The organism is Pseudomonas sp. GW531-T4, assembly GCF_017349615.1.
Lineage (GTDB): Bacteria > Pseudomonadota > Gammaproteobacteria > Pseudomonadales > Pseudomonadaceae > Aquipseudomonas > Aquipseudomonas chlororaphis_I.
In genome coordinates, this window is the sequence record NZ_JACMZT010000002.1 from 224,761 (window position 1) to 244,122 (window position 19,362).

General features: G+C 65.9%; 15 protein-coding genes. 4 read left to right on the forward strand and 11 right to left on the reverse strand.

The genetic code is table 11. From position 1 onward, the window contains the following. Positions 1-18: 18 nt before the first annotated feature. The 7 genes from J4D28_RS02640 to J4D28_RS02670 form a co-directional block, all read right to left on the reverse strand. Positions 19-1,512, reverse strand: coding sequence for an aldehyde dehydrogenase (locus J4D28_RS02640; protein ID WP_103330654.1), 1,494 nt, complete (start codon positions 1,510-1,512; stop codon positions 19-21). Positions 1,513-1,538: 26 nt separating this feature from the next. Beyond that, the gene (argE, locus tag J4D28_RS02645) at positions 1,539-2,702 is read right to left on the reverse strand and encodes an acetylornithine deacetylase (protein ID WP_103330653.1); all 1,164 of its coding nucleotides are present in this window, start codon (positions 2,700-2,702) and stop codon (positions 1,539-1,541) included. Next, positions 2,695-3,369 carry a DUF1028 domain-containing protein gene (locus tag J4D28_RS02650; RefSeq protein WP_103330652.1) on the reverse strand — a complete coding sequence of 225 codons (675 nt, stop codon included), beginning with the start codon at positions 3,367-3,369 and terminating at the stop codon, positions 2,695-2,697. Before J4D28_RS02650 ends, argE begins: the two co-directional genes overlap by 8 nt. A gap of 10 nt (positions 3,370-3,379) precedes the next feature. Further along, entirely contained in the window at positions 3,380-3,790 is a 411-nt protein-coding gene (locus tag J4D28_RS02655) for a RidA family protein (RefSeq protein WP_007924833.1), read from the reverse strand. Then, the gene (locus tag J4D28_RS02660) at positions 3,790-5,106 is read right to left on the reverse strand and encodes an NAD(P)/FAD-dependent oxidoreductase (RefSeq protein ID WP_103330651.1); all 1,317 of its coding nucleotides are present in this window, start codon (positions 5,104-5,106) and stop codon (positions 3,790-3,792) included. The genes J4D28_RS02655 and J4D28_RS02660 overlap by 1 nt, the downstream gene beginning before the upstream one ends. 144 nt (positions 5,107-5,250) lie before the next feature. Then, positions 5,251-6,570, reverse strand: a complete 1,320-nt coding sequence (locus tag J4D28_RS02665; protein ID WP_009049253.1) for an LLM class flavin-dependent oxidoreductase — start codon at positions 6,568-6,570, stop codon at positions 5,251-5,253. 16 nt (positions 6,571-6,586) lie between these two features. Beyond that, a complete protein-coding gene (locus tag J4D28_RS02670; protein WP_028682587.1) occupies positions 6,587-7,549 on the reverse strand; it encodes an ABC transporter substrate-binding protein in 963 nt (320 codons plus the stop codon). A gap of 507 nt (positions 7,550-8,056) precedes the next feature. On the opposite strand from J4D28_RS02670, the gene mexE reads away from it, so the two are divergent. From mexE to J4D28_RS02685, 3 genes are read left to right on the forward strand one after another with little or no spacing between them, the layout of a single operon-like run. Then, the gene (gene mexE, locus J4D28_RS02675; RefSeq protein WP_009049255.1) at positions 8,057-9,313 is read left to right on the forward strand and encodes a multidrug efflux RND transporter periplasmic adaptor subunit MexE; all 1,257 of its coding nucleotides are present in this window, start codon (positions 8,057-8,059) and stop codon (positions 9,311-9,313) included. Positions 9,314-9,328: 15 nt separating this feature from the next. Beyond that, entirely contained in the window at positions 9,329-12,508 is a 3,180-nt protein-coding gene (locus tag J4D28_RS02680) for an efflux RND transporter permease subunit (protein WP_103330650.1), read from the forward strand. Then, positions 12,505-13,926, forward strand: a complete 1,422-nt coding sequence (locus tag J4D28_RS02685) for an efflux transporter outer membrane subunit (RefSeq protein WP_009049257.1) — start codon at positions 12,505-12,507, stop codon at positions 13,924-13,926. The genes J4D28_RS02680 and J4D28_RS02685 overlap by 4 nt, the downstream gene beginning before the upstream one ends. A 200-nt stretch (positions 13,927-14,126) precedes the next feature. On the opposite strand, the gene J4D28_RS02690 is transcribed toward J4D28_RS02685, so the two are convergent. From J4D28_RS02690 to J4D28_RS02700, 3 genes are read right to left on the reverse strand one after another with little or no spacing between them, the layout of a single operon-like run. Beyond that, positions 14,127-15,074, reverse strand: coding sequence for an HlyD family secretion protein (locus J4D28_RS02690; protein ID WP_103330649.1), 948 nt, complete (start codon positions 15,072-15,074; stop codon positions 14,127-14,129). Beyond that, entirely contained in the window at positions 15,071-15,274 is a 204-nt protein-coding gene (locus tag J4D28_RS02695) for a DUF1656 domain-containing protein (protein ID WP_007924845.1), read from the reverse strand. The genes J4D28_RS02690 and J4D28_RS02695 overlap by 4 nt, the downstream gene beginning before the upstream one ends. Next, positions 15,264-17,411: an FUSC family protein gene (locus J4D28_RS02700; protein WP_103330648.1), complete on the reverse strand. Its 2,148-nt coding sequence runs from the start codon at positions 17,409-17,411 to the stop codon at positions 15,264-15,266. The genes J4D28_RS02695 and J4D28_RS02700 overlap by 11 nt, the downstream gene beginning before the upstream one ends. A 290-nt stretch (positions 17,412-17,701) precedes the next feature. Here J4D28_RS02700 and J4D28_RS02705 point away from each other — a divergent pair, with 290 nt between their 5' ends. After that, positions 17,702-18,757, forward strand: coding sequence for a tetratricopeptide repeat protein (locus J4D28_RS02705; protein ID WP_053269186.1), 1,056 nt, complete (start codon positions 17,702-17,704; stop codon positions 18,755-18,757). Positions 18,758-18,946: 189 nt separating this feature from the next. Here J4D28_RS02705 and J4D28_RS02710 read toward each other — a convergent pair whose 3' ends face one another. Continuing rightward, positions 18,947-19,324, reverse strand: coding sequence for a response regulator (locus J4D28_RS02710; protein ID WP_009049261.1), 378 nt, complete (start codon positions 19,322-19,324; stop codon positions 18,947-18,949). Positions 19,325-19,362 lie beyond the last annotated feature (38 nt).

Here is a 19,362-nt window from a genome sequence, read left to right on the forward strand (position 1 = left end):
GTGCTGCGCTCGGGGCCCTCAGCCCCGCAATTGAATCCAGGTGGTTTTCAGCTGGGTGTACTTGTCGAAGGAATGCAGCGACAGGTCGCGGCCAAAGCCCGACTGCTTGCCGCCGCCAAAGGGCACGGTCACGTCCAGCGCGTCGACGGTATTCACCGACACCGTCCCGGCATTCAGCCGCCGTGCCACCCGGTGCGCGCGGTTCAGATCGTCGGTCCACAGCGACGCGGCCAGGCCATAGATGTGCTCGTTGGCCAGGGCCACCGCCTGGTCTTCGTCGTCGAACAACGTGACCGCCAGCACCGGGCCGAACACTTCTTCGCGGGCCAGGGTCATGTCGGCGGTCACGCCCGTGAAGATGGTCGGCTCGATGAAGTTGCTCGAGCCGTCGAAGCTCAGTTGCCGACCGCCGCACACCAGCTGTGCGCCCTCGGCCTGGGCCTGTTCGATGTACTGCCTGATGCGCTGCGTCTGCCGCGTATCGACGATGGCCCCGGCCCGGCTCGCCGGGTCCAGCGGATTGCCCGGCTGCCACTGGCGCGCCTTGGCCACCAGGCGCTCGATGAACCCGTCGGCGATCGAGCGCTGCACCAGCAGGCGCGAGTTGGCCGAGCAGACCTCGCCCTGGTTGAAGAAGATGCCGAATGCGGCTTTCTCGGCCGCCAGGTCCAGGTCCTGGCAATCGGCGAACACCAGGTTCGGGCTCTTGCCGCCGCACTCTAGCCAGACCTGCTTGAGGTTCGATTGCGCGGCGTACTGCATGAAGTACTTGCCCACCTCGGTGGAACCGGTGAACACCAGGGCATCCACCTCCATGTGCAGGCCGAGGGCACGACCGGCCTCCTCGCCCAGGCCCGGCACCACGTTGAGCACGCCCTTGGGAATCCCGGCTTCAATGGCCAGCTCGGCCAGGCGCAGGGCCGAGAACGGCGACTGCTCGGCCGGCTTGAGCACCACGCTGTTGCCGGCGGCCAGGGCCGGGGCCAGCTTCCAGGCGGCCATGTCCAGCGGGAAGTTCCACGGCACCACCGCGCCGATCACCCCCAGCGGCACCCGGGTGATGGTCGCCAGGACATTGCTCGCGCTCGGCGCCACCTGGTCGTAGAGCTTGTCGAGGCTTTCGCCGTACCAGGCGAACACCTGGACGGCGCCCGGTACGTCGATGTTCCAGGCATCCATCACCGGCTTGCCCATGCTCAGGGAGTCGAGCAAGGCCAGTTCGTCGCGGTGCTCCAGCATCAGCCGCGACAGGCGCAGCAGGATCGCCTTGCGCTCGCCCGGCGCCATCCTGGCCCAGGGGCCCTGCTCGAACGCACGACGGGCGCTGCGCACCGCCCGGTCGACCTCGACCTCACCGCAGGCGGCCACCTGGGCCAGGAGTTTCTCGGTGGCCGGGTTGACCACAGCGAAGCGCGCGCCGCTCTCGGCCTGGCACGCCTCGCCGTCGATAAAGGCGCTGTCGATCAGGCGTTGGCGTTGCGCCAGGGCTGTCCACTCGTTGAAATCTTTCACCGCGGATTCCTTGTTCTTATGAGTTGTCATGAAGGGTTGCAGAGGTATTCGGCCAGGCGCTCCATCAGCCGGTCGCAGGCCGCCATCTGCTCGACGCTGACGAATTCGTCCGGCTTGTGACCCTGGTCCATGCTGCCGGGGCCGCAGACCACCGCCGCAATCCCGGCCTGATGGAACAGTCCGCCTTCGGTGCCAAAGGCCACGGTGCTGAAGGCCGCGCTGCCACAGAGTTGCGCCACCAGTTGCGCGGCGGCGCTTTCAGGGGCAGTCGCCAACCCCGGATAGGCCGAGATCGCTTCGAAGCGGATCGCCGTGTCGGCCTTGATTGCCTGCATCGCCGGCAACAGCTGCTGTTCGGCATAGCCTTGCAGTTCGTCCACCACCGCCTGGGGCTCGAAGGCCGGCAAGGCACGCACCTCGAAGTCGAAGCGGCAGTCGGCCGGAACGATATTCAGCGCCGTGCCGCCCTGGATCACCCCGACCTGCACGGTGGAGAACGCCGGGTCGAAACGGCCGTCGTGATGCTCGGGGGCCGCCAGGCGCTGGCCGATCTCCCCCAGCCGGCCGATCAGCCGCGCCGCCTGCTCGATGGCGTTGACCCCGTAAGGCGCATAGGCCGAATGGCACGGCGCACCGTGCACATGGCAACGCATGGCCAGCTTGCCCTTGTGGCCGAGCACCGGCTTGAGCTCGGTGGGCTCGCCGATCAGGCACAGCGCCGGTTGAGGAATGCGCTGTGGCAACAGCTCCAGCAGGCTGCGCACACCGAGGCAGCCGACCTCCTCGTCATAGGAGAACGCCAGGTGCACCGGCCGGCGCAGCGGGCTTGCGAGAAACAGCGGCACTGCGGCCAGCACCGAGGCCAGGTAGCCTTTCATGTCGGCGGTGCCGCGCCCGTAGAGCTTGCCGTCGCGCTCGGTCAGGCTGAAGGGTTCGAACGTCCAGGGCTGGCCGTCCACCGGCACCACATCGGTGTGGCCCGAGAGCACCACGCCGCCCTCCAGCGCCGGGCCAATGCTGGCCAACAGGTTGGCCTTGGTCCGCTCGGCGTTGTAGATCAGCTCGCAGCTCACGCCCAGGTCGTGCAGGTAGTCGCGGACGAACTCGATCAGGGCCAGGTTCGAATCGCGGCTGACCGTGGCAAAGCCCACCAGCCTGGCCAACAAGGCGCGGCTGCGCAGCTCACTCATCGCCCGGCACTCCGTAGCTCGGCGCCAGGGTCGGGTTGAGGGCGCGGGTCAGGTAGTCCTGCAACTGCGGCTCGTAGGCGCTCCAGAGTTTCTGCAACTCGCCGATGGGGTTGGCCTCGGCCCAGTCCACCCGCAGGTCGACGATCGGCCAGACCAGCTCGCCGACCACCGACAGCGCCGCCGAATGCACCGCGCCCGCCTCGCCCCCGGCATCCTGCCCGGCCTGCAGTGCGCTGAGCAGCCGCGCCGCCAGGCAGCCTTCGCTGCTTTCGAAGGCCTCGACCATGCGCTCGATCACTGTGCTGTTGGCCAGCAGGTTGCCGGCCGCCACGCACTGCTCACCGGCCACCGCATTGTTAATGCCCAGTGCATGATTGCCGCTGAACACCGCCGTGCGCCCCTGGGCATCCACCACCGCCACCTGGCGGTACTGGCTGTAGCCGTTGCGGGTCAGCGCCCGGTCCAGGGCCTGCGCGGGCGCCAGACCTTCGCCCAGGCCGTCGAGCACCTGCGGGCCGAGGGCCGGCAAGGTGATGTTCTGGCTCGACACCGCGCCCACCCCGCTGCGCAGCCAGGGGCAACGGGCGCCGACGGCGATGCTCGACGAGCTGATGGCGATGCCCAGCTGGCCGGTTTCGGCGCAGCGGCCGACGATGGAGAAAGTCATGGCGAACTCCTTATTCGGGGATGACCGCGATCACGTCGATTTCCATCAGCCACTGCGGCTGGCCCAGGGCGCTGACCACCAGCCCGGTGGAGATCGGGAACACGCCCTTGAGCCACTTGCCGACCTCCTGGTAGACCGGCTCGCGGTAACGTGGGTCGATCAGGTAGGTGGTGGTCTTGACGATATGACTGAGGTCGCTGCCGGCCTCTTCCAGCAATTGCTTGACGTTGCGCATGGCCTGTTCGGCCTGGGCCCGCGGATCGCCGAGGCCGACCAGCTGGCCATTGAAGTCGGTGCCGACCTGGCCGCGCACATACACAGTGTTGCCGGCGCGCACGGCCTGGCACAGGTCGTTGTCCAGGCTCTGGTTCGGGTAGGTGTCTTTGGTGTTGAACATGCGGATGCGGGTATGCGTAGGCATCAGCGGGCTCCCATGAGGCTGGCGGATTGAACGGAGGATTCGCGCTCGGCTTGACGCTGCGCGGCGTCGCGGTAATCGAAGTAGAGGCGCTGTTTGACGATGTGCTCGGCGATGTGCCGGGCGTCGTGCCACACGCCCCAGATAAACGCCGAGCCACGGCGCGACAGCCACGGCAGGCCGACGAAATAGACCCCGGGCTCGCTGGACACGCCGCGCTGGTGGCGGGGCTTGCCGTTGTCCTTGAAGGCATCGACCTGCAGCCAGCTGTAGTCCACCGAATAACCGGTGGCCCAGATGATGGTGCCGACGCCGGCCTTGGCCAGGTCGAGCTCGAGGATCGGCTGGGTCAGGCACGGCGGATCCGGCAGCATCACCCGCGCTTCGGGCTCTTGCGGCAGGTCCAGGCCGTTACGGGCGATGTAGGCGTCGGCGGCGTCGAGCAGCGCCAGGTAGTTTTCGTCGCCGCGGGCAATGTTCTCGGCCAGGTTGGCCTCGAAGCGGGCCACGCCGTTCTCGAAGGCCTTGGTCAGGCCGACCAGGGTCATGCCCTGGTGGGCCAGCCGACGGAAGTCCACGGTGTGCCCGCCACGGGCGCCGCTGACGGCGATGGTCACGTGCTCCTTGCCCGGCTGCATGGTCTCGGCATCCCACTCGCCGAGCACCCCCAGCCACCAGCAGAAGTCACGGTTGCGGTAGGCCCGCGGCGGGCGGTCATGGGCCCCGACCGAAAGGTAGACCTGCTTGCCGGCGCGTTGCAGTTCATCGGCGATCTGCACCCCCGAGGAGCCCGCGCCCACCACCAGCACCGCGCCTTCGGGCAGCTGTTGCGGATTGCGGTAAGCGGCCGAATGCATCTGCAGTACGCGCTGATCTTGCGGGGCGATCGGCGGGATCACCGGGCACTGGAACGGACCGGTGGCCACCACCACCTGGCGGGCTTCGATCACACCGTCGCTGGTGTCCACGGTGAAGCCCGGGCGGTTAGCGTTACGCACCACCTTCCTGACTTCGACGCCGGTGCGGATCGGCGCATTGAACTTGCGGGCGTAGGTTTCGAAGTAGTCGGCCACCTGGTCCTTGCCGGCAAAGGCATCGGGGTCCAGGCCTTCGAACTCCAGGCCGGGAAAGCGGTCGTGCCAGGCCGGGCCGTTGGCCACCAGCGAATCCCAGCGCCCGGTGCGCCAGGCTTCGGCGATGCGGTTGCGTTCCAGCACCAGGTGCGGCACGCCCAGGCGGCTCAGGTGTTCGCTCATGGCCACGCCGGCTTGGCCGGCGCCCACTACAAGCGTATCGATTGTTGTTTTATGGGTTGTCATGTCTGCGCCCTACTGAGTGATCCCACGTAGGCAGCCGTGGGAGGTGTAGGACGCATTCTGGGAGAAGGCGGGAAATGCCGAAATTATGATTTTTGTGGTTGCTAGAGAGTAAAAAACTCTCTGGCTATCTGGGGTTTCTGTGCGTCAGCGCAGGTTGCGCGGAATCCTCAGCCCGAGGTTTTCGCGCAAGGTGCTGCCCGGGTATTCGCGGCGATACACCCCGCGCTCCTGGAGCAAGGGCACTACTTCCTCGGTGAACCGGCGAAACTGCCCCGGGTGGCCGATGTAGAGGTTGAAACCGTCCACGGCCCGCGCCTCGAACCATTCACTCATCTTCGCCGCGACGGTTTCGGCGCTGCCGACAAAGGCGCCGGGGCGCAGCTGTCGGGAGGCCTGCACCGCCTGGCGCAGGCTAAGTCCTTCGCTGACCGCGCGCTCGGTGATGCGCTTGGCCAGCGTGAAAAAGCTGCTGCGGGCGAACTCCAGGGCCTGGGCCGGGAAAGGTGCATCCAGTTCGTACTGGCTGAAGTCGTGCCAACCAAAGGAACGGCCGAACTCCAGCAGGGCCTGCTCGAAGCTGTGATCGGCCGCGTGATAATGGCGTTCGAGTTCCCGCGCCTGCTCGTCGCTATCGCCAACGAACACCTCGGCCCCCGGCAGCACCAGCACCTGTTCCGGATCGCGGCCCTGGCGCAGCGCGCGCTCCTTGATTTCCCGGTAGAACGCCTGGCCCTGCTCCAGGCTCGGCGCATGGGTGAAGACCACGTCGGCAATCGCCGCGCCCAGCTCGCGGCCTTGTTCGGAGTCCCCCGCCTGGAAGATCACCGGCTGGCCTTGCGGCGAGCGTTGCAGGTTGAGCGGCCCGACCACGGAGAAATGCTCGCCCTTGTGGTTCAGCGCGTGCAGCTTGGCCGGGTCGAAATAACGCCCGCTGGCGCGATCCCGGACAAAGGCGTCGTCCTCCCAGGACTGCCACAAGCCCTGCACCACCTGCACATGCTCCCGGGCCCGGCCATAGCGGGTGTCGTAGTCGTAGTGCTCGTCGCGCCCGTAGTTGCCGGCGGTGCCGGCGTCGCCGCTGGTGACCACGTTCCAGCCGGCGCGGCCCTTGCTGATCAGGTCCAGCGACGCCAGGCGGCGGGCGACGTTGAACGGCTCGTTATAGGAGGTGGTGAGCGTGCCCACCAGGCCGATATGCCGCGTGCTCACCGCCAGCGCCGAGAGCAGCGTCAGTGGCTCCAGGCGGTTCAGGTAATGGGGCGGCGAGCCCGGGGTGATGAACTGGCTGTCGACGATGAAGATCAGGTCGAACAACGCCGCCTCGGCCTGGCGCGCAATGTCGATGTACCAGTCGATATTGACACTGGCGTCGGCCGGCAATTCGGGGTCCAGCCACAGGTTGTGCCGCCCGGGGCCACCGACGCCCATGGTCAGGGCGCCCAGTTTCAGTTGTCGTGTGCTCATGGAAGGTCCTTGATGGTTACGGCGCGGCCTGAACCGTCACAGCAGGATTCTGCAAGGCGGCATTAAAGGAGGTGTCGAACAGGCTGGCGGCCGGGTAGGACTTGATCAGGCCGATGCCACTGAAGAAATCCACGGTCTTCTGCGCGTCGGCGATGTTCTGCGGGCTGATCGGCCCCACGTCGGTTTGCGCCCGACGGAACCAGGCACGGGCGATCTCCCGGTCGGCGCGGGTGCGCTCGGCCCAGGCATCGGCATAGGCCTCGCTGTGGGCAGGATCGTTGACGCTCCAAGCCCGGGCTTTTTTCAGCCGTTGCAGGAAGTCGCCGATGGCCGCGCGTTTTTCTTCCAGGGAACGGTTGTTGCCGACCACGAAGCTCTGCGCCGGGATCAGCCCTTGCGCCGTGGCGATCACCCGGCCACCGCGCCGCTCCTGTTGCGTCACGTAGGGTTCCCAGGTGGCGATCACATCCACCGAGCCGCCTTCCAGCGCATGGAAGGCATCGAGGGCGCTGAGGTAGCGGATGTCCACCGCATCACGGGGCACACCAGCCTGGTCCAGCGCGCTGAACAGCAGTTGCTGGCTCCAGGAACCCTTCCAGATCGCCACGCGTTTGCCACGGATGTCGGCGACGGTCTTGATCGGCGAATCCTGGTTGACCACGATGGCCACCCCGGAAAGATTCTGCCGGGTGACCGCGATCACCTTGATCGGCGCCCCCAGGGCACCGAGGAACAGCGGTGGCGCATCCCCCAACAGCCCGAGGTCGAGGCTGCCGGAGTTCAGCGCTTCGGCCACCGGCGAGCCGGCGGTGAACTGCTTCCATTCCAGGGTGTACGGCAGGTTGTCGAGCACGCCGGCGGCATCCATCACCGCGCGGGTGTTGTAGCTTTGGTCGCCGACGGTGAGGGTGAGCGCCGAGGCACCGAGGCTGATGGACGCGGCCAGCGCGGCGGCGGCCAGTTGCAGAAGTGTACGCAAGGCAATCTCCAGGAAGTCGAAAGTCGGGGCTGTCATTTATTTGGTTATATAAGGAGAAACCTTAAAAACCACAGCCTATAAGCTAACGACACCAAGGAGCGCTGTAAAAGTCATTTTAGGAATAACTTAATATGCAAAACTTGCATTTAAAGACAGCCCTGTCGTAACACGCACGCCCAAGCCCTCGCCCCGGTAACCCGGGCGCACCGCGAGCAGGCTCGCTACAGCAGGCGTAAGGGATGCTTTTATAAGTCCGGTACAGAAAGCTGTGGGTCGATGCTCAATGGCTCGCGATGGGACTCCTCCCCTCTCCCCACCCTTGCAATCCGGGAAACAATGAAATTCCATTTAAGGAATTGATAGCACCCTAACTAAAGGTGCATGCTAGAGAGCTTTCATCGCGCTTATATCATTCCGAATGATAGTTACCTTCGGCTCATTCGATTCGTGCGATACAACCCCTGCCGAGCATCATCCGCCCATCTCAAATACATTGGCGGATGATCCATGGAACAGTCACTCAAACACTTACGCTTCCCTCTCGCATTATTGGCTGTGCTGGTGATGAGCGCCTGTGGCAAGGCACCGCAAACGGCCGCCAACATGCCCGCCGCCAAAGTCAGTGTGGCCAAGGTGCTGGAGCAACCGGTCAACGAATGGGACGAGTTCACCGGGCGCCTCGAGGCGCCTGAAACCGTCCAGATCCGCCCACGGGTTTCCGGCCAGATCGACCAGGTGGCCTTCACCGAAGGCGCCCTGGTGAAGAAAGGCGACCTGCTGTTCCAGATCGACCCACGGCCGTTCCAGGCCGAAGTACGCCGCCTGGAAGCCCAGCTGCAACAAGCCCGCGCCACCGCCACCCGCAGTGCCAATGAAGCCCAGCGCGGCCAGCGCCTGCTGACCAGCAACGCGATTTCCGCCGAACTGGCCGACACCCGCACCAGCGCCGCCCAGGAAGCCCGCGCCGGGGTCGACGCGATCCAGGCGCAACTGGACGTGGCCAAGCTCAACCTGAGCTTCACCCGGGTCACCGCGCCCATCAGCGGTCGCGTCAGCCGCGCGGAAATCACCGCCGGCAACCTGGTGACCGCCGACGTCACCCCGCTGACCAGCGTGGTCTCCACCGACAAGGTCTACGCCTACTTCGACGCCGACGAGCGTGTGTACCTCAAGTACACCCAGCTCGCCCGCCAGGGCCAGCGCGGCCAGACCACCCCGGTCTACCTCGGCCTGTCCAATGAGGATGGCCACCCGCACCTGGGCCAGATGAACTTCGTCGACAACCAGGTCAACCCGCAGACCGGCACCATCCGCGGTCGCGCGGTGTTCGACAACAGCGACGGCAGCTACACCCCGGGCCTCTATGCACGCCTGAAACTGGTGGGCAGCGGCACCTACTCCGCCGTGCTGATCAACGACGAAGCGGTGGGGACCGACCTGGGCAAGAAGTTCGTGCTGGTGATGGACGCCGACAACAAGCCGGCGTACCGCGCCGTCGAGCTGGGGCCGAAGATCGAAGGCCTGCGCATTGTGCGCAACGGCCTGAACAAGGACGACACCATCATCGTCAAGGGTCTGCAGCGAGCCCGTCCGGGCGCGCCGGTCAGCCCTGAAGTAGTGCCGATGGCCAGCAAGGAAACCCTCGCCGCCCTGGCGCAACAACGACAAGCCCTGGAAGCCAGCAACCTGCCTCAAGTCGCCCCCGCCAAGGGCGCGCCTGAAGCGGCTGCGAAACTGGCCAGCGCTGCGACTCCACGCGGTTAAGGGAAAAGACTCAAGATGAATTTCTCCCAATTCTTCATTTCACGGCCGATCTTCGCAGCGGTGCTGTCGCTGCTGATCCTGATCGCCGGCTCCATCTCGCTGTTCCAGCTGCCCATCAGCGAATACCCGGAAGTGGTACCGCCGACCGTGGTGGTACGCGCCAACTTCCCGGGCGCCAACCCGAAAGTCATCGGCGAAACCGTGGCCGCGCCCCTGGAGCAGGCCATCACCGGGGTCGAGAACATGCTCTACATGTCCTCGCAGTCCACCGCCGACGGCAAGATCACCCTGACCATCACCTTCGCCCTGGGTACCGACCTGGACAACGCCCAGGTGCAGGTGCAGAACCGCGTGACCCGGACCGAGCCCAAGCTGCCTGAAGAGGTGACGCGCATCGGTATCACCGTGGACAAGGCATCGCCCGACCTGACCATGGTCGTGCACTTGACCTCGCCGGACAAACGCTACGACATGCTCTACCTGTCCAACTACGCCATCCTCAATATCAAGGATGAGCTGGCGCGCCTGGGCGGCGTCGGCGACGTGCAGCTGTTCGGCATGGGCGACTACTCGCTGCGGGTCTGGCTCGACCCGAACAAGACCGCTTCGCGCAACCTCACCGCCACCGACGTGGTCACCGCCATTCGCGAGCAGAACCGCCAGGTCGCCGCCGGTACCCTGGGCGCCCCGCCCGCACCGAGCGCCACCAGCTTCCAGCTGTCGGTCAACACCCAGGGTCGCCTGGTGACCGAGGAAGAGTTCGAGAACATCATTATCCGTTCCGGCGACAACGGCGAGATCACTCGCCTGAAAGACATCGCCCGGGTCGAACTGGGTTCCAACCAGTACGCCCTGCGTTCGCTGCTCAACAACCAGCCGGCGGTGGCGATCCCGATCTTCCAGCGTCCTGGCTCCAACGCCATCCAGATCTCCAACGAAGTGCGGGCCAAGATGGCTGAGCTGAAGCAGAGCTTCCCGCAAGGCATGGACTTCAGCATCGTCTACGACCCGACCATCTTCGTCCGTGGCTCCATCGAGGCAGTGGTGCATACCCTGTTCGAAGCACTGATCCTGGTGGTGCTGGTGGTGATCCTGTTCCTGCAGACCTGGCGCGCCTCGATCATCCCGCTGGTGGCGGTGCCGGTCTCGCTGATCGGTACCTTTGCCGTGATGCACCTGTTCGGCTTCTCGCTCAACGCCCTGTCGCTGTTCGGGCTCGTCCTGGCCATCGGTATCGTGGTGGACGACGCGATCGTGGTGGTGGAAAACGTCGAGCGTAATATCGGCCTCGGCCTGAACCCGGTGGAAGCCACCAAACGCGCCATGCGCGAAGTGACCGGGCCGATCATCGCCACCGCCCTGGTGCTCTGCGCGGTGTTCGTGCCGGCGGCCTTCATCAGCGGCCTGACCGGGCAGTTCTACAAGCAGTTCGCCCTGACCATCGCGATCTCCACGGTGATCTCGGCCTTCAACTCCCTGACCCTGTCGCCGGCCCTGGCCGCGGTCTTGCTCAAGGACCACCACGCACCGAAGGACCGCTTCTCCAGGTTCCTCGACAAGTTGCTGGGTGGCTGGTTGTTCAAACCCTTCAACCGCTTCTTCGACCGCGCCAGTCATGGCTACGTCGGCACCGTGCGCCGGGTGATCCGTGGCAGCGGCATCGCCCTGTTCCTCTACGCGGGCCTGATGGTGCTGACCTGGTTCGGCTTCGCCCACACGCCGATGGGCTTCGTCCCGGCCCAGGACAAGCAATACCTGGTGGCCTTCGCCCAACTGCCGGACGCCGCGAGCCTGGACCGCACCGAGGACGTGATCAAGCGCATGTCCGACATCGCCCTGAAGCAACCGGGCGTGGAAAGCGCGGTGGCCTTCCCGGGCCTGTCGATCAACGGTTTCACCAACAGCCCGAACAACGGCATCGTGTTCGTGACCCTCAAGCCCTTCGACGAGCGCAAGGACCCGAGCATGTCCGCCGGGGCCATCGCCGGCGCCCTGAACGGCAAGTACGCCGATATCCAGGAAGCCTACATGGCGATCTTCCCACCGCCGCCGGTACAGGGCCTGGGGACCATTGGCGGTTTCCGCCTGCAGGTCGAGGACCGCAGCGGCATGGGTTACGAAGAGCTGTATAAGGAAGTGCAGAACGTCATCGCCAAGAGTCGCAGCGTGCCGGAACTGGCCGGGCTGTTCACCAGCTACCAGGTCAACGTGCCTCAGGTCGACGCGGCTATCGACCGGGAAAAGGCCAAGACCCACGGCGTGGCCATCAGCGATATCTTCGACACCCTGCAGGTCTACCTGGGCTCGCTGTACGCCAACGACTTCAACCGTTTTGGCCGTACCTACCAGGTCAACGTCCAGGCCGAACAGCAGTTCCGTCTCGAAGCCGAGCAGATCGGCCAGCTGAAAGTGCGCAACAACAAGGGCGAGATGATCCCGCTGGCGACCTTCATCAAGGTCAGTGACACCGCCGGTCCCGACCGCGTGATGCACTACAACGGCTTCGTCACCGCGGAAATCAACGGCGCGGCCGCACCGGGCTACAGCTCCGGCCAGGCGGAAGCGGCGATCGAGAAACTGCTCAAGGAAGAACTGCCCAACGGCATGACCTACGAATGGACCGAGCTGACCTACCAGCAGATCCTTGCCGGTAACACCGCGCTGTTCGTCTTCCCGCTCTGCGTGCTGCTGGCGTTCCTGGTACTGGCCGCGCAATACGAGAGCTGGAGCCTGCCGCTGGCGGTGATCCTGATCGTGCCGATGACCCTGCTGTCGGCCATCGCCGGGGTGATCCTGTCCGGTGGCGACAACAACATCTTCACCCAGATCGGCCTGATCGTACTGGTGGGCCTGGCGTGTAAGAACGCGATCCTGATCGTCGAGTTCGCCAAGGACAAACAGGAAGAAGGCCTCGACCCGCTGGCCGCGGTGCTGGAAGCCTGCCGCCTGCGTCTGCGGCCGATCCTGATGACCTCGTTCGCCTTCATCATGGGTGTGGTGCCCCTGGTGTTCTCCAGCGGCGCCGGTGCGGAAATGCGTCATGCCATGGGTGTCGCGGTGTTCTCCGGGATGCTCGGGGTGACCTTCTTCGGCCTGCTGCTGACCCCGGTGTTCTACGTCCTGATCCGCAACTATGTGGAGCGCAGCGAAGCCCGCAAAGCGACCCGTGCCCTGAAACTGGAGGCGCAACAATGAGCCTGAAAGTCTTCCTGCCGAGCTTGCTGGTACTGGCCCTGAGTGCCTGTGCCGTCGGCCCGGACTACCAGACCCCGACGACCGAGGCGGCCAACATCACGGCCGCCACCGATGGCGCCGCGGGCCAGAAGAATTTCGACCGCGCGCGTTTCGAAGGCATCTGGTGGCAACAGTTCGACGACCCGGTGCTCAACCAACTGGTGACCCGGTCCCTGCAGGGCAACCGTGAGTTGCGCGTGGCCTTCGCCCGCCTGCGGGCCGCCCGGGCGATTCGCGACGACGCCAGCAACGATGCGATGCCGACCATCACCAGCCGCGCCAGCAGCGACCTGGCCAAGGGTCAGATCCCCGGCCAGACCACTCGCCGGGTCAACAGCGAACGCTACGACCTGGGCCTGGACATGGCCTGGGAACTGGACCTGTTCGGCCGCATCCAGCGCAACCTGGAAGCCAGCGAAGCCGACCAGCAGGCCGCCGAGGCCGACCTCTACCAGCTGCAAGTCACCATGATTGCCGAGCTGGTGGATGCCTACGGCCAGCTGCGCGGCGCCCAGCTGCGGGAAAAGATCGCCCTGGCCAACCTGAGCAACCAGCAGGAGTCGCGCAAGATCACCGAAAGCCTGCGTGACGCCGGCGTCGGCGATCAGCTCGACGTGGTCCGCGCCGATGCGCGCCTGGCCGCGGTAGAGGCCAGCGTGCCGCAACTGCAGGCCGAACAGGTGCGCCAGCGCAACCGTATCGCCACCCTGCTGGGCGAGCGTCCGGACAAGCTCAGCGTCGATCTTGCGCCCGCGCAGCTGCCGGCGATTGCCAAGGCCCTGCCGATCGGCGACCCGGGCGAGCTGCTGCAACGCCGTCCGGACATCCTCAGCGCCGAACGCCAGTTGGCCGCCGCCACCGCGCGGATCGGCGTGGCCAAGGCCGACCTGTTCCCCCGGGTCAGCCTCAGTGGTTTCCTCGGCTTCACCGCCGGCCGTGGTTCGCAGATCGGCTCCTCGGCCGCCAATGCCTGGGCCCTGGGCCCGAGCATTACCTGGGCCGCCTTCGACCTGGGTAGCGTGCGCGCCCGTCTGCGCGGCGCCAATGCCGACGCCGACGGCGCCCTGGCGACCTACGAGCAGCAAGTGCTGCTGGCCCTGGAAGAGTCGGAAAACGCTTTCAGCGATTACGGCAAGCGCCAGCAACGGCTGATCTCGCTGATTCGCCAGAGCGAGTCGAGCCGCGCCGCGGCCGACCTGGCACAAATCCGCTATCGCGAAGGCACCGTCGATTTCCTGGTGCTGCTCGACGCCCAGCGCGAACGCCTGGCCGCCGAAGACTCCCAGGCCCAGGCCGAGGTCGACCTGTACCGTGGCATCGTCGCCATCTACAAGGCCCTGGGTGGCGGCTGGCAGCCTGAGACGGTCGCCAGCAAGTAAGGCTTCAACCGAGCTCCTTTGGTTGGCCGCAACCAACCAAATTTTTGCCCCGTGTTCTCATTCGGTCACGGGGCTTTTTTTGCCTCAAAAAAAGCATCGCGGGCAAGTCGGATCGCCGCCCGCTCGCTCCCACAGACGCCACTGTCCGTAGGAGCGAGGCTTGCCCGCGATAAGATCGTTCATCCACAACAACCTCTCGCCTATTCCAGCACCGTCACCGTCGCCGTAGTCCCGGCGCGCAACCTGTCCTTGCCCGGGTAATCGGGGTCGATGGCGATCCGCACCGGTACCCGCTGCGCCAGCTTGACCCAGGTGTAGCTGGGGTTGATGTTGGCCAGCAGGCGGCTGCCCTGGGAGTTCTCGCGGTCGGTAATGGCGAAGGCGATACTCTGCACCTTGCCGCCGAAGGTCTCGCCGCTCATCAGCTGGATGCGCACCGCACTGCCCTCCTCGATCCGTGGCAGCTTGGTCTCCTCGAAGTAACCACTGATATAGAAGGAGTCGCTGTCCACCAGCGCCAGCAAGGCCGCGCCGGCGCTGGCGTAATCGCCCTGGCGGGTCTGCAGGTTGGTCACGTAGCCGCTGACCGGGGCTTCGACCCGGGTGCGCCGCAGGTCCAGCTCGGCCTGTTTCAGCGCCGCCTGGGCCAGGTGCACGTTGGCCTGGGCCAGGCCGAGATTGGCCTGGTCGCGCAACAGGTCGGCCTGGGCCACCGCCACATCGGTATTGGACTTCTCCCACTCCTCGCCGGAAATCGCGAAGCCCTGCTTCAGGCTCCGGCGCCGACGCTCTTCGCTTTGCCGCTGCTTGAGCTGCGCGGCGCTGGCGGCGATCGCCGCTTCGGACTGGCCGAGGGTGGCGACCGCCACTTCCACCGAACGCTTGGCATGCTCCACGGCCAGGGCATATTGCGCCGGGTCGATCTCCAGCAGCAGTTGGCCCTTGTCCACGTGCTGGTTGTCCTGCACCTGCAGGCTGACGATGCGCCCGGCGACGTCCGCCGACAGGGTCACCACATCGGCCCGCACCCGCGCATCGCGGGTCCAGGGCGCGCGGGTGTAATGCTCCCAGGCGAACCAGCCCAGCACGAGCGCCAGCACTACCGCCACCAGGGTGATCGAGCGGGCCAGGGTGTTTTTCAGATTCATAGGCTTCCCATCAGCAAAATGACCGTGGCGCAGACGCAGGCATACAGCGCCCCTTCGAACAACGCTTCGTGCCAGACGAAGCGCAACACACCGAGGCGCCGCAGCCCCCAGTCGAGCAGCAGGAAAATCGGCAAGGCCAGCAACAGGGCCTGGGCGATGGGCGGCAGGTAGACGCCGCCGAATTCGAAATCAATGGGCAAGGGCCGGTTCTCCTGTTTCCGTGGGTTGCAGCATGGGGCTGTAGCGCTCCAGGAAGGCGCCGACGATCAGCAGCGAGACGCGCATGCGGAACACCGACCACAGCTGTTCGTGGGCCTGGGGCCGGTCGTCGGTGTGCAACTGGTCGAGGTAGTCGCCCAGCTCCCGCAGCCGCGCCAGCAGCTCATCCACCTCCAGCGCCGAGCGCCCGGCCACATAACGCCCGATCCGCCGCAGCAACTGCTGCAGGTCGGCGTTGGTCGCGCTGCTCAGCCAGGGGTTGTCCAGGCTCTGCTGCTTGAGCTGGTTCATCGCCACGCCCAGGGTCATGCAGGCCAGGCTGGTTTCGAAACGCTCGGCGGAAGCGCGGTCGCCGGCGGCGGGCAACAGCCCGAGCATCTGGGTCAGGCGGTCGACCATGCGGCTCTCGAAGACAAACTGCTCCTCGTCGCTGGCCGTGGTTTTCTGCAAGGCGTACACCTGCTCGCGGGTGTCGCGGAACAAGCGGCGAATGCGCAGCACCGGGTTGAACGGGAAGATAAAGGCGTACACCAGCAACGACAGCACCCCGCCGCTGACATAGGCCCCGGCGAACTCGAACCACTGGATGGCACTGTTCTGCCAGGCACCGATGTTCTGCGGGCCGATCATCAGCAGGCTCGACAGCCCCAGGCCCATGCCGATGCCGGCGGTCATCGGGCTGGCCAGGCCCACCGCGACCGTGTACAGCAGCGGCACCAGCAACAGCGCCAGCCACTCGAAATCGCCAATCAAGGGCACCAGGGAGAAGACGTAGACCGCCGAGATCGCCAGCGCCAGGGCCTGGCCGCGCATATAGCTTTGCGCCGCCGCCAAGGGCCGCGGGAAGGTCGCCATCAGCGAACAGAGAATGCCCACCAGGACCATGCTCGAGCGCGCGCCGTCCCAGGCGGTTTCGATCCAGATCAGCCCGGCGACCAGCAGCGCGGTGAAGGCCCGCAGCGCATTCATCGCCGCCAGCGGCCAGTCCAGGTGCAACGGATTGGCCCGGCCCTGGCGGTACAGGCAACTGGCCTGGCGACCGTCCTGGATGGCATCGCTGAACTCGAGAATGTCTTCGAGCTGCTTGAGCATCCGCGCCTGCTCCCAGCGCAGGGCCCAGGCCAGGGAACGCAAGGTGGCGGGCAAGGCGTCGGCCTCGCGCTCGGCGCGCCGCGCCTGTTCATCGAAACGCTGCTGCAATTGTGCGAACTGCTGCCGCGAGGCGGCGGGCAAGGCACGGCCGTGCTGCGCCAGTTCATCGAGAAACGCCAGCTCGTCGGCGCGCAGTTGCTGGATCGCCTCCGGCAGCTCGCCGACCCAGCGCGCCCGCAGCAGTTCGCGCTGGTGGCGCAGCACGCTGAGGCGCGAGGTCAGCAGCACCAGCTGGTTGCCCAGCAGTTGCACCAGGCCGTCGGCGCTGCGCAGGCGCGGCGCGTCGAAATACAGGTGGCGGCGCAACCCTTCCAGGGCGCTGATCTCGCCCAGCAGCTGCATCTGCCGCTTGTGGAAGTCGGCCTCGCTTTCGTCGGTGCGAATCGCCGCCGCGGCGTGGGTTGCCAGCAGCTTGAGCACCTGGTCGATCTTGGCGAAGTAACCGTGGGCCACGGCCTCCGGGCGCGCCGTCAGCAGGCTGACCACACAGACGCAGGCCACCGCCAGCAGGGTCTCGGTGACCCGGGTAATCGCCAGCGTCAGGGTATTGCCCTGCTCGGGGATCGCCAGCATCGCCACCACCACCGCGGTGTAGCCGCTGAGCACGAACGCCTGGGAACTGGTGTAGCGCAACAGGGTGCCGCCGGCGGTGCACAACGCCAGCCACAGGCCCAGGGTGACCAGGAACGGCAGCGGCGCCTGGGGGAAGATCGCCATGATCAGCACCGCCACCGCCGCCCCCAGGGTGGTGCCGATCACCTGGCCGAAGCTGCGGGCCAGGGCCATGCCCGCCAGGGGCTGGCTGACGATGATCACCGCCATCAGCGACCACTTGGGCTGGTCGAGGTCGAAGATGAACGCCAGGTACAGGGTCAGCAGGCCCGCGATGATGGTGCGCAGGGCAAAACGCAGCACCGCACCTCCCGGGTGAATGACGACCTTGAAGTAGTTGATCAGTGGCTGCATGAGTGGGTTCTGGGCAAAGGGGCACCTGCGGCTAGCGTAGTCAGTCTGCGGCCGGGAAAGCTTATCGTCCCGGCCTTCCCGGCAGGAAGGCAATTTTTCCCGAACTGTCGATCGTTCGCGCCAATCGCGTGGGCAAGCAGAGTGATTGGGCCAGCCGATGCCGCTCTTGCGGCCTGGCCCCGGCGCGAAAACCCGAGTCGTGCCCATCGACCCGCAAGCGGGTTTGACTCCGAGGGGAACCTGACCGAAGCTTGCGCCTTCGTAAAGCCGCCCCTGCCATGGATGCCTGCATGACCAAGCCCCGCCGCACCCTGTTGATCAGCCTTCTCGTCGTCCTGGCCCTGGGCCTGGCGTGGCTGTTCCTGCGCACCACGCCGCCGGTGGTGCCGGATGCGATCAAGCACGGTTACGGCAAGGCGCTGGAACAGGCGCGCAACGGCCAGCCCGGCGCCGCGCGAGTGCTGTATCAGCAGCTGGGGCGGCCCGACCTGTCGGACAGCCGGCGCATCCGCCTGCTCGCCGAGCTGCACAACTACCCCAGCCCGCAGGCGTTGAAACTGGCCGACGCCGACCTGCACCACGCCGAGCCCGAGGTCCGCGAGGCAGCCATTCAGGCAGTGCTCGGCCTGGTCCCGGCGCGCCAGCGCAGCCTGCTGATCGGCCCGCTGCTGGACGACGAAGTGCAAAGCGTGCGCTTCGCCGCCGTCACCGCCCTGCTCGGCCTGTCGCCGGATGAACAAGGCCTGTATTTCGGGCCGCTGCAGCAAGTGATCGATGAGTACACCCAGGTGCTCAAGGCCCAGCCGGAGAATGTCGAGGCGCAATACCAGCTGGCGCGCCTGTACCTGCACAACGCCAACCTGGACCAGGCCCAGCAGACGCTGGAGCACGCCTTGAGCCTGCAACCGGACAACCTGCAAGCGGTGATCCTGCAACTGGAGGTGCTGGACCGCCAGGGCCGCAGCGAAGATGCCCGCAAGCTGCTGGCCAAACAACTGCAGGCACAACAGGATTCCGCCTACCTGCAACACGCCCTGGGCATGTGGCTGCTGCACCACGACCAGAGCGAGTTCGCCCTGCTCGGCCTGTCCCGCGCCGTGGAGCTGGAGCCGAACAACGCCGACTACCGCTACGACCTGGCCACCACCCTGCACAGCGAAGAGGAGCTGGAAGCGGCGCAGAAACAGCTCGAGGAAATCGTCCAGCGCCAACCCGCCAACCGCAAGGCGCGGGTGCTGCTGATCAAATACTGGAAGGAAAGCGGCCAGCTGCAGAACGTGCAGATCCTCCTGGCCCAGCTGGAACAACAGAACCCCGACGATCCGGCCTTGCAGCAAGGCCTGTAAACCCGCGCCGCCGGACGATATTTCAATGTCGCACCCGCCCCTGTAGCCGCTGCCGCAGGCTGCGATCGCCTGCGTAGCAGGCGCAAGATTTACCTGATCCATCGTGGAGCCCGGTCTTGCGGTTGCTACGCAACCGATCGCAGCCTCGCGGGCTCGGCAGCGGCTACAGGGCTACAGGGCTCGGGGGTGTCACGCCAGCAGGCGCTGGATCTGCTCTTGCAGGCTGTTGAGGTCGAAGGGCTTGGCCAGGATCGGCGCGCTTCTGGCGATCGGGCTGCCGGATTCGAGAATCTCGGTGGGATAGCCGCTGATGAAAATCACCTTGAGGTCCGGACGCAGCTTCACCGCGGGTTCGGCGATCATCACCCCGGTAATCCCGCCCGGCAGCCGGTAGTCGGTGATCATTACATCCAGGTGCGGTTTGCTGGCGAGGATCTCGAATGCCTGCTCGCCGTTCTCCGCCTGCAACACCCGGTAGCCCAGGCCCGACAGGTAGTCGGCGAGCAACATCAGAATCACCGGTTCATCTTCGACGATCAGTACGACGTCTTGTGCATCTTCACTCATGAGAAGCCTTTGTTCGGTCAATAGCTGCTGATACGACC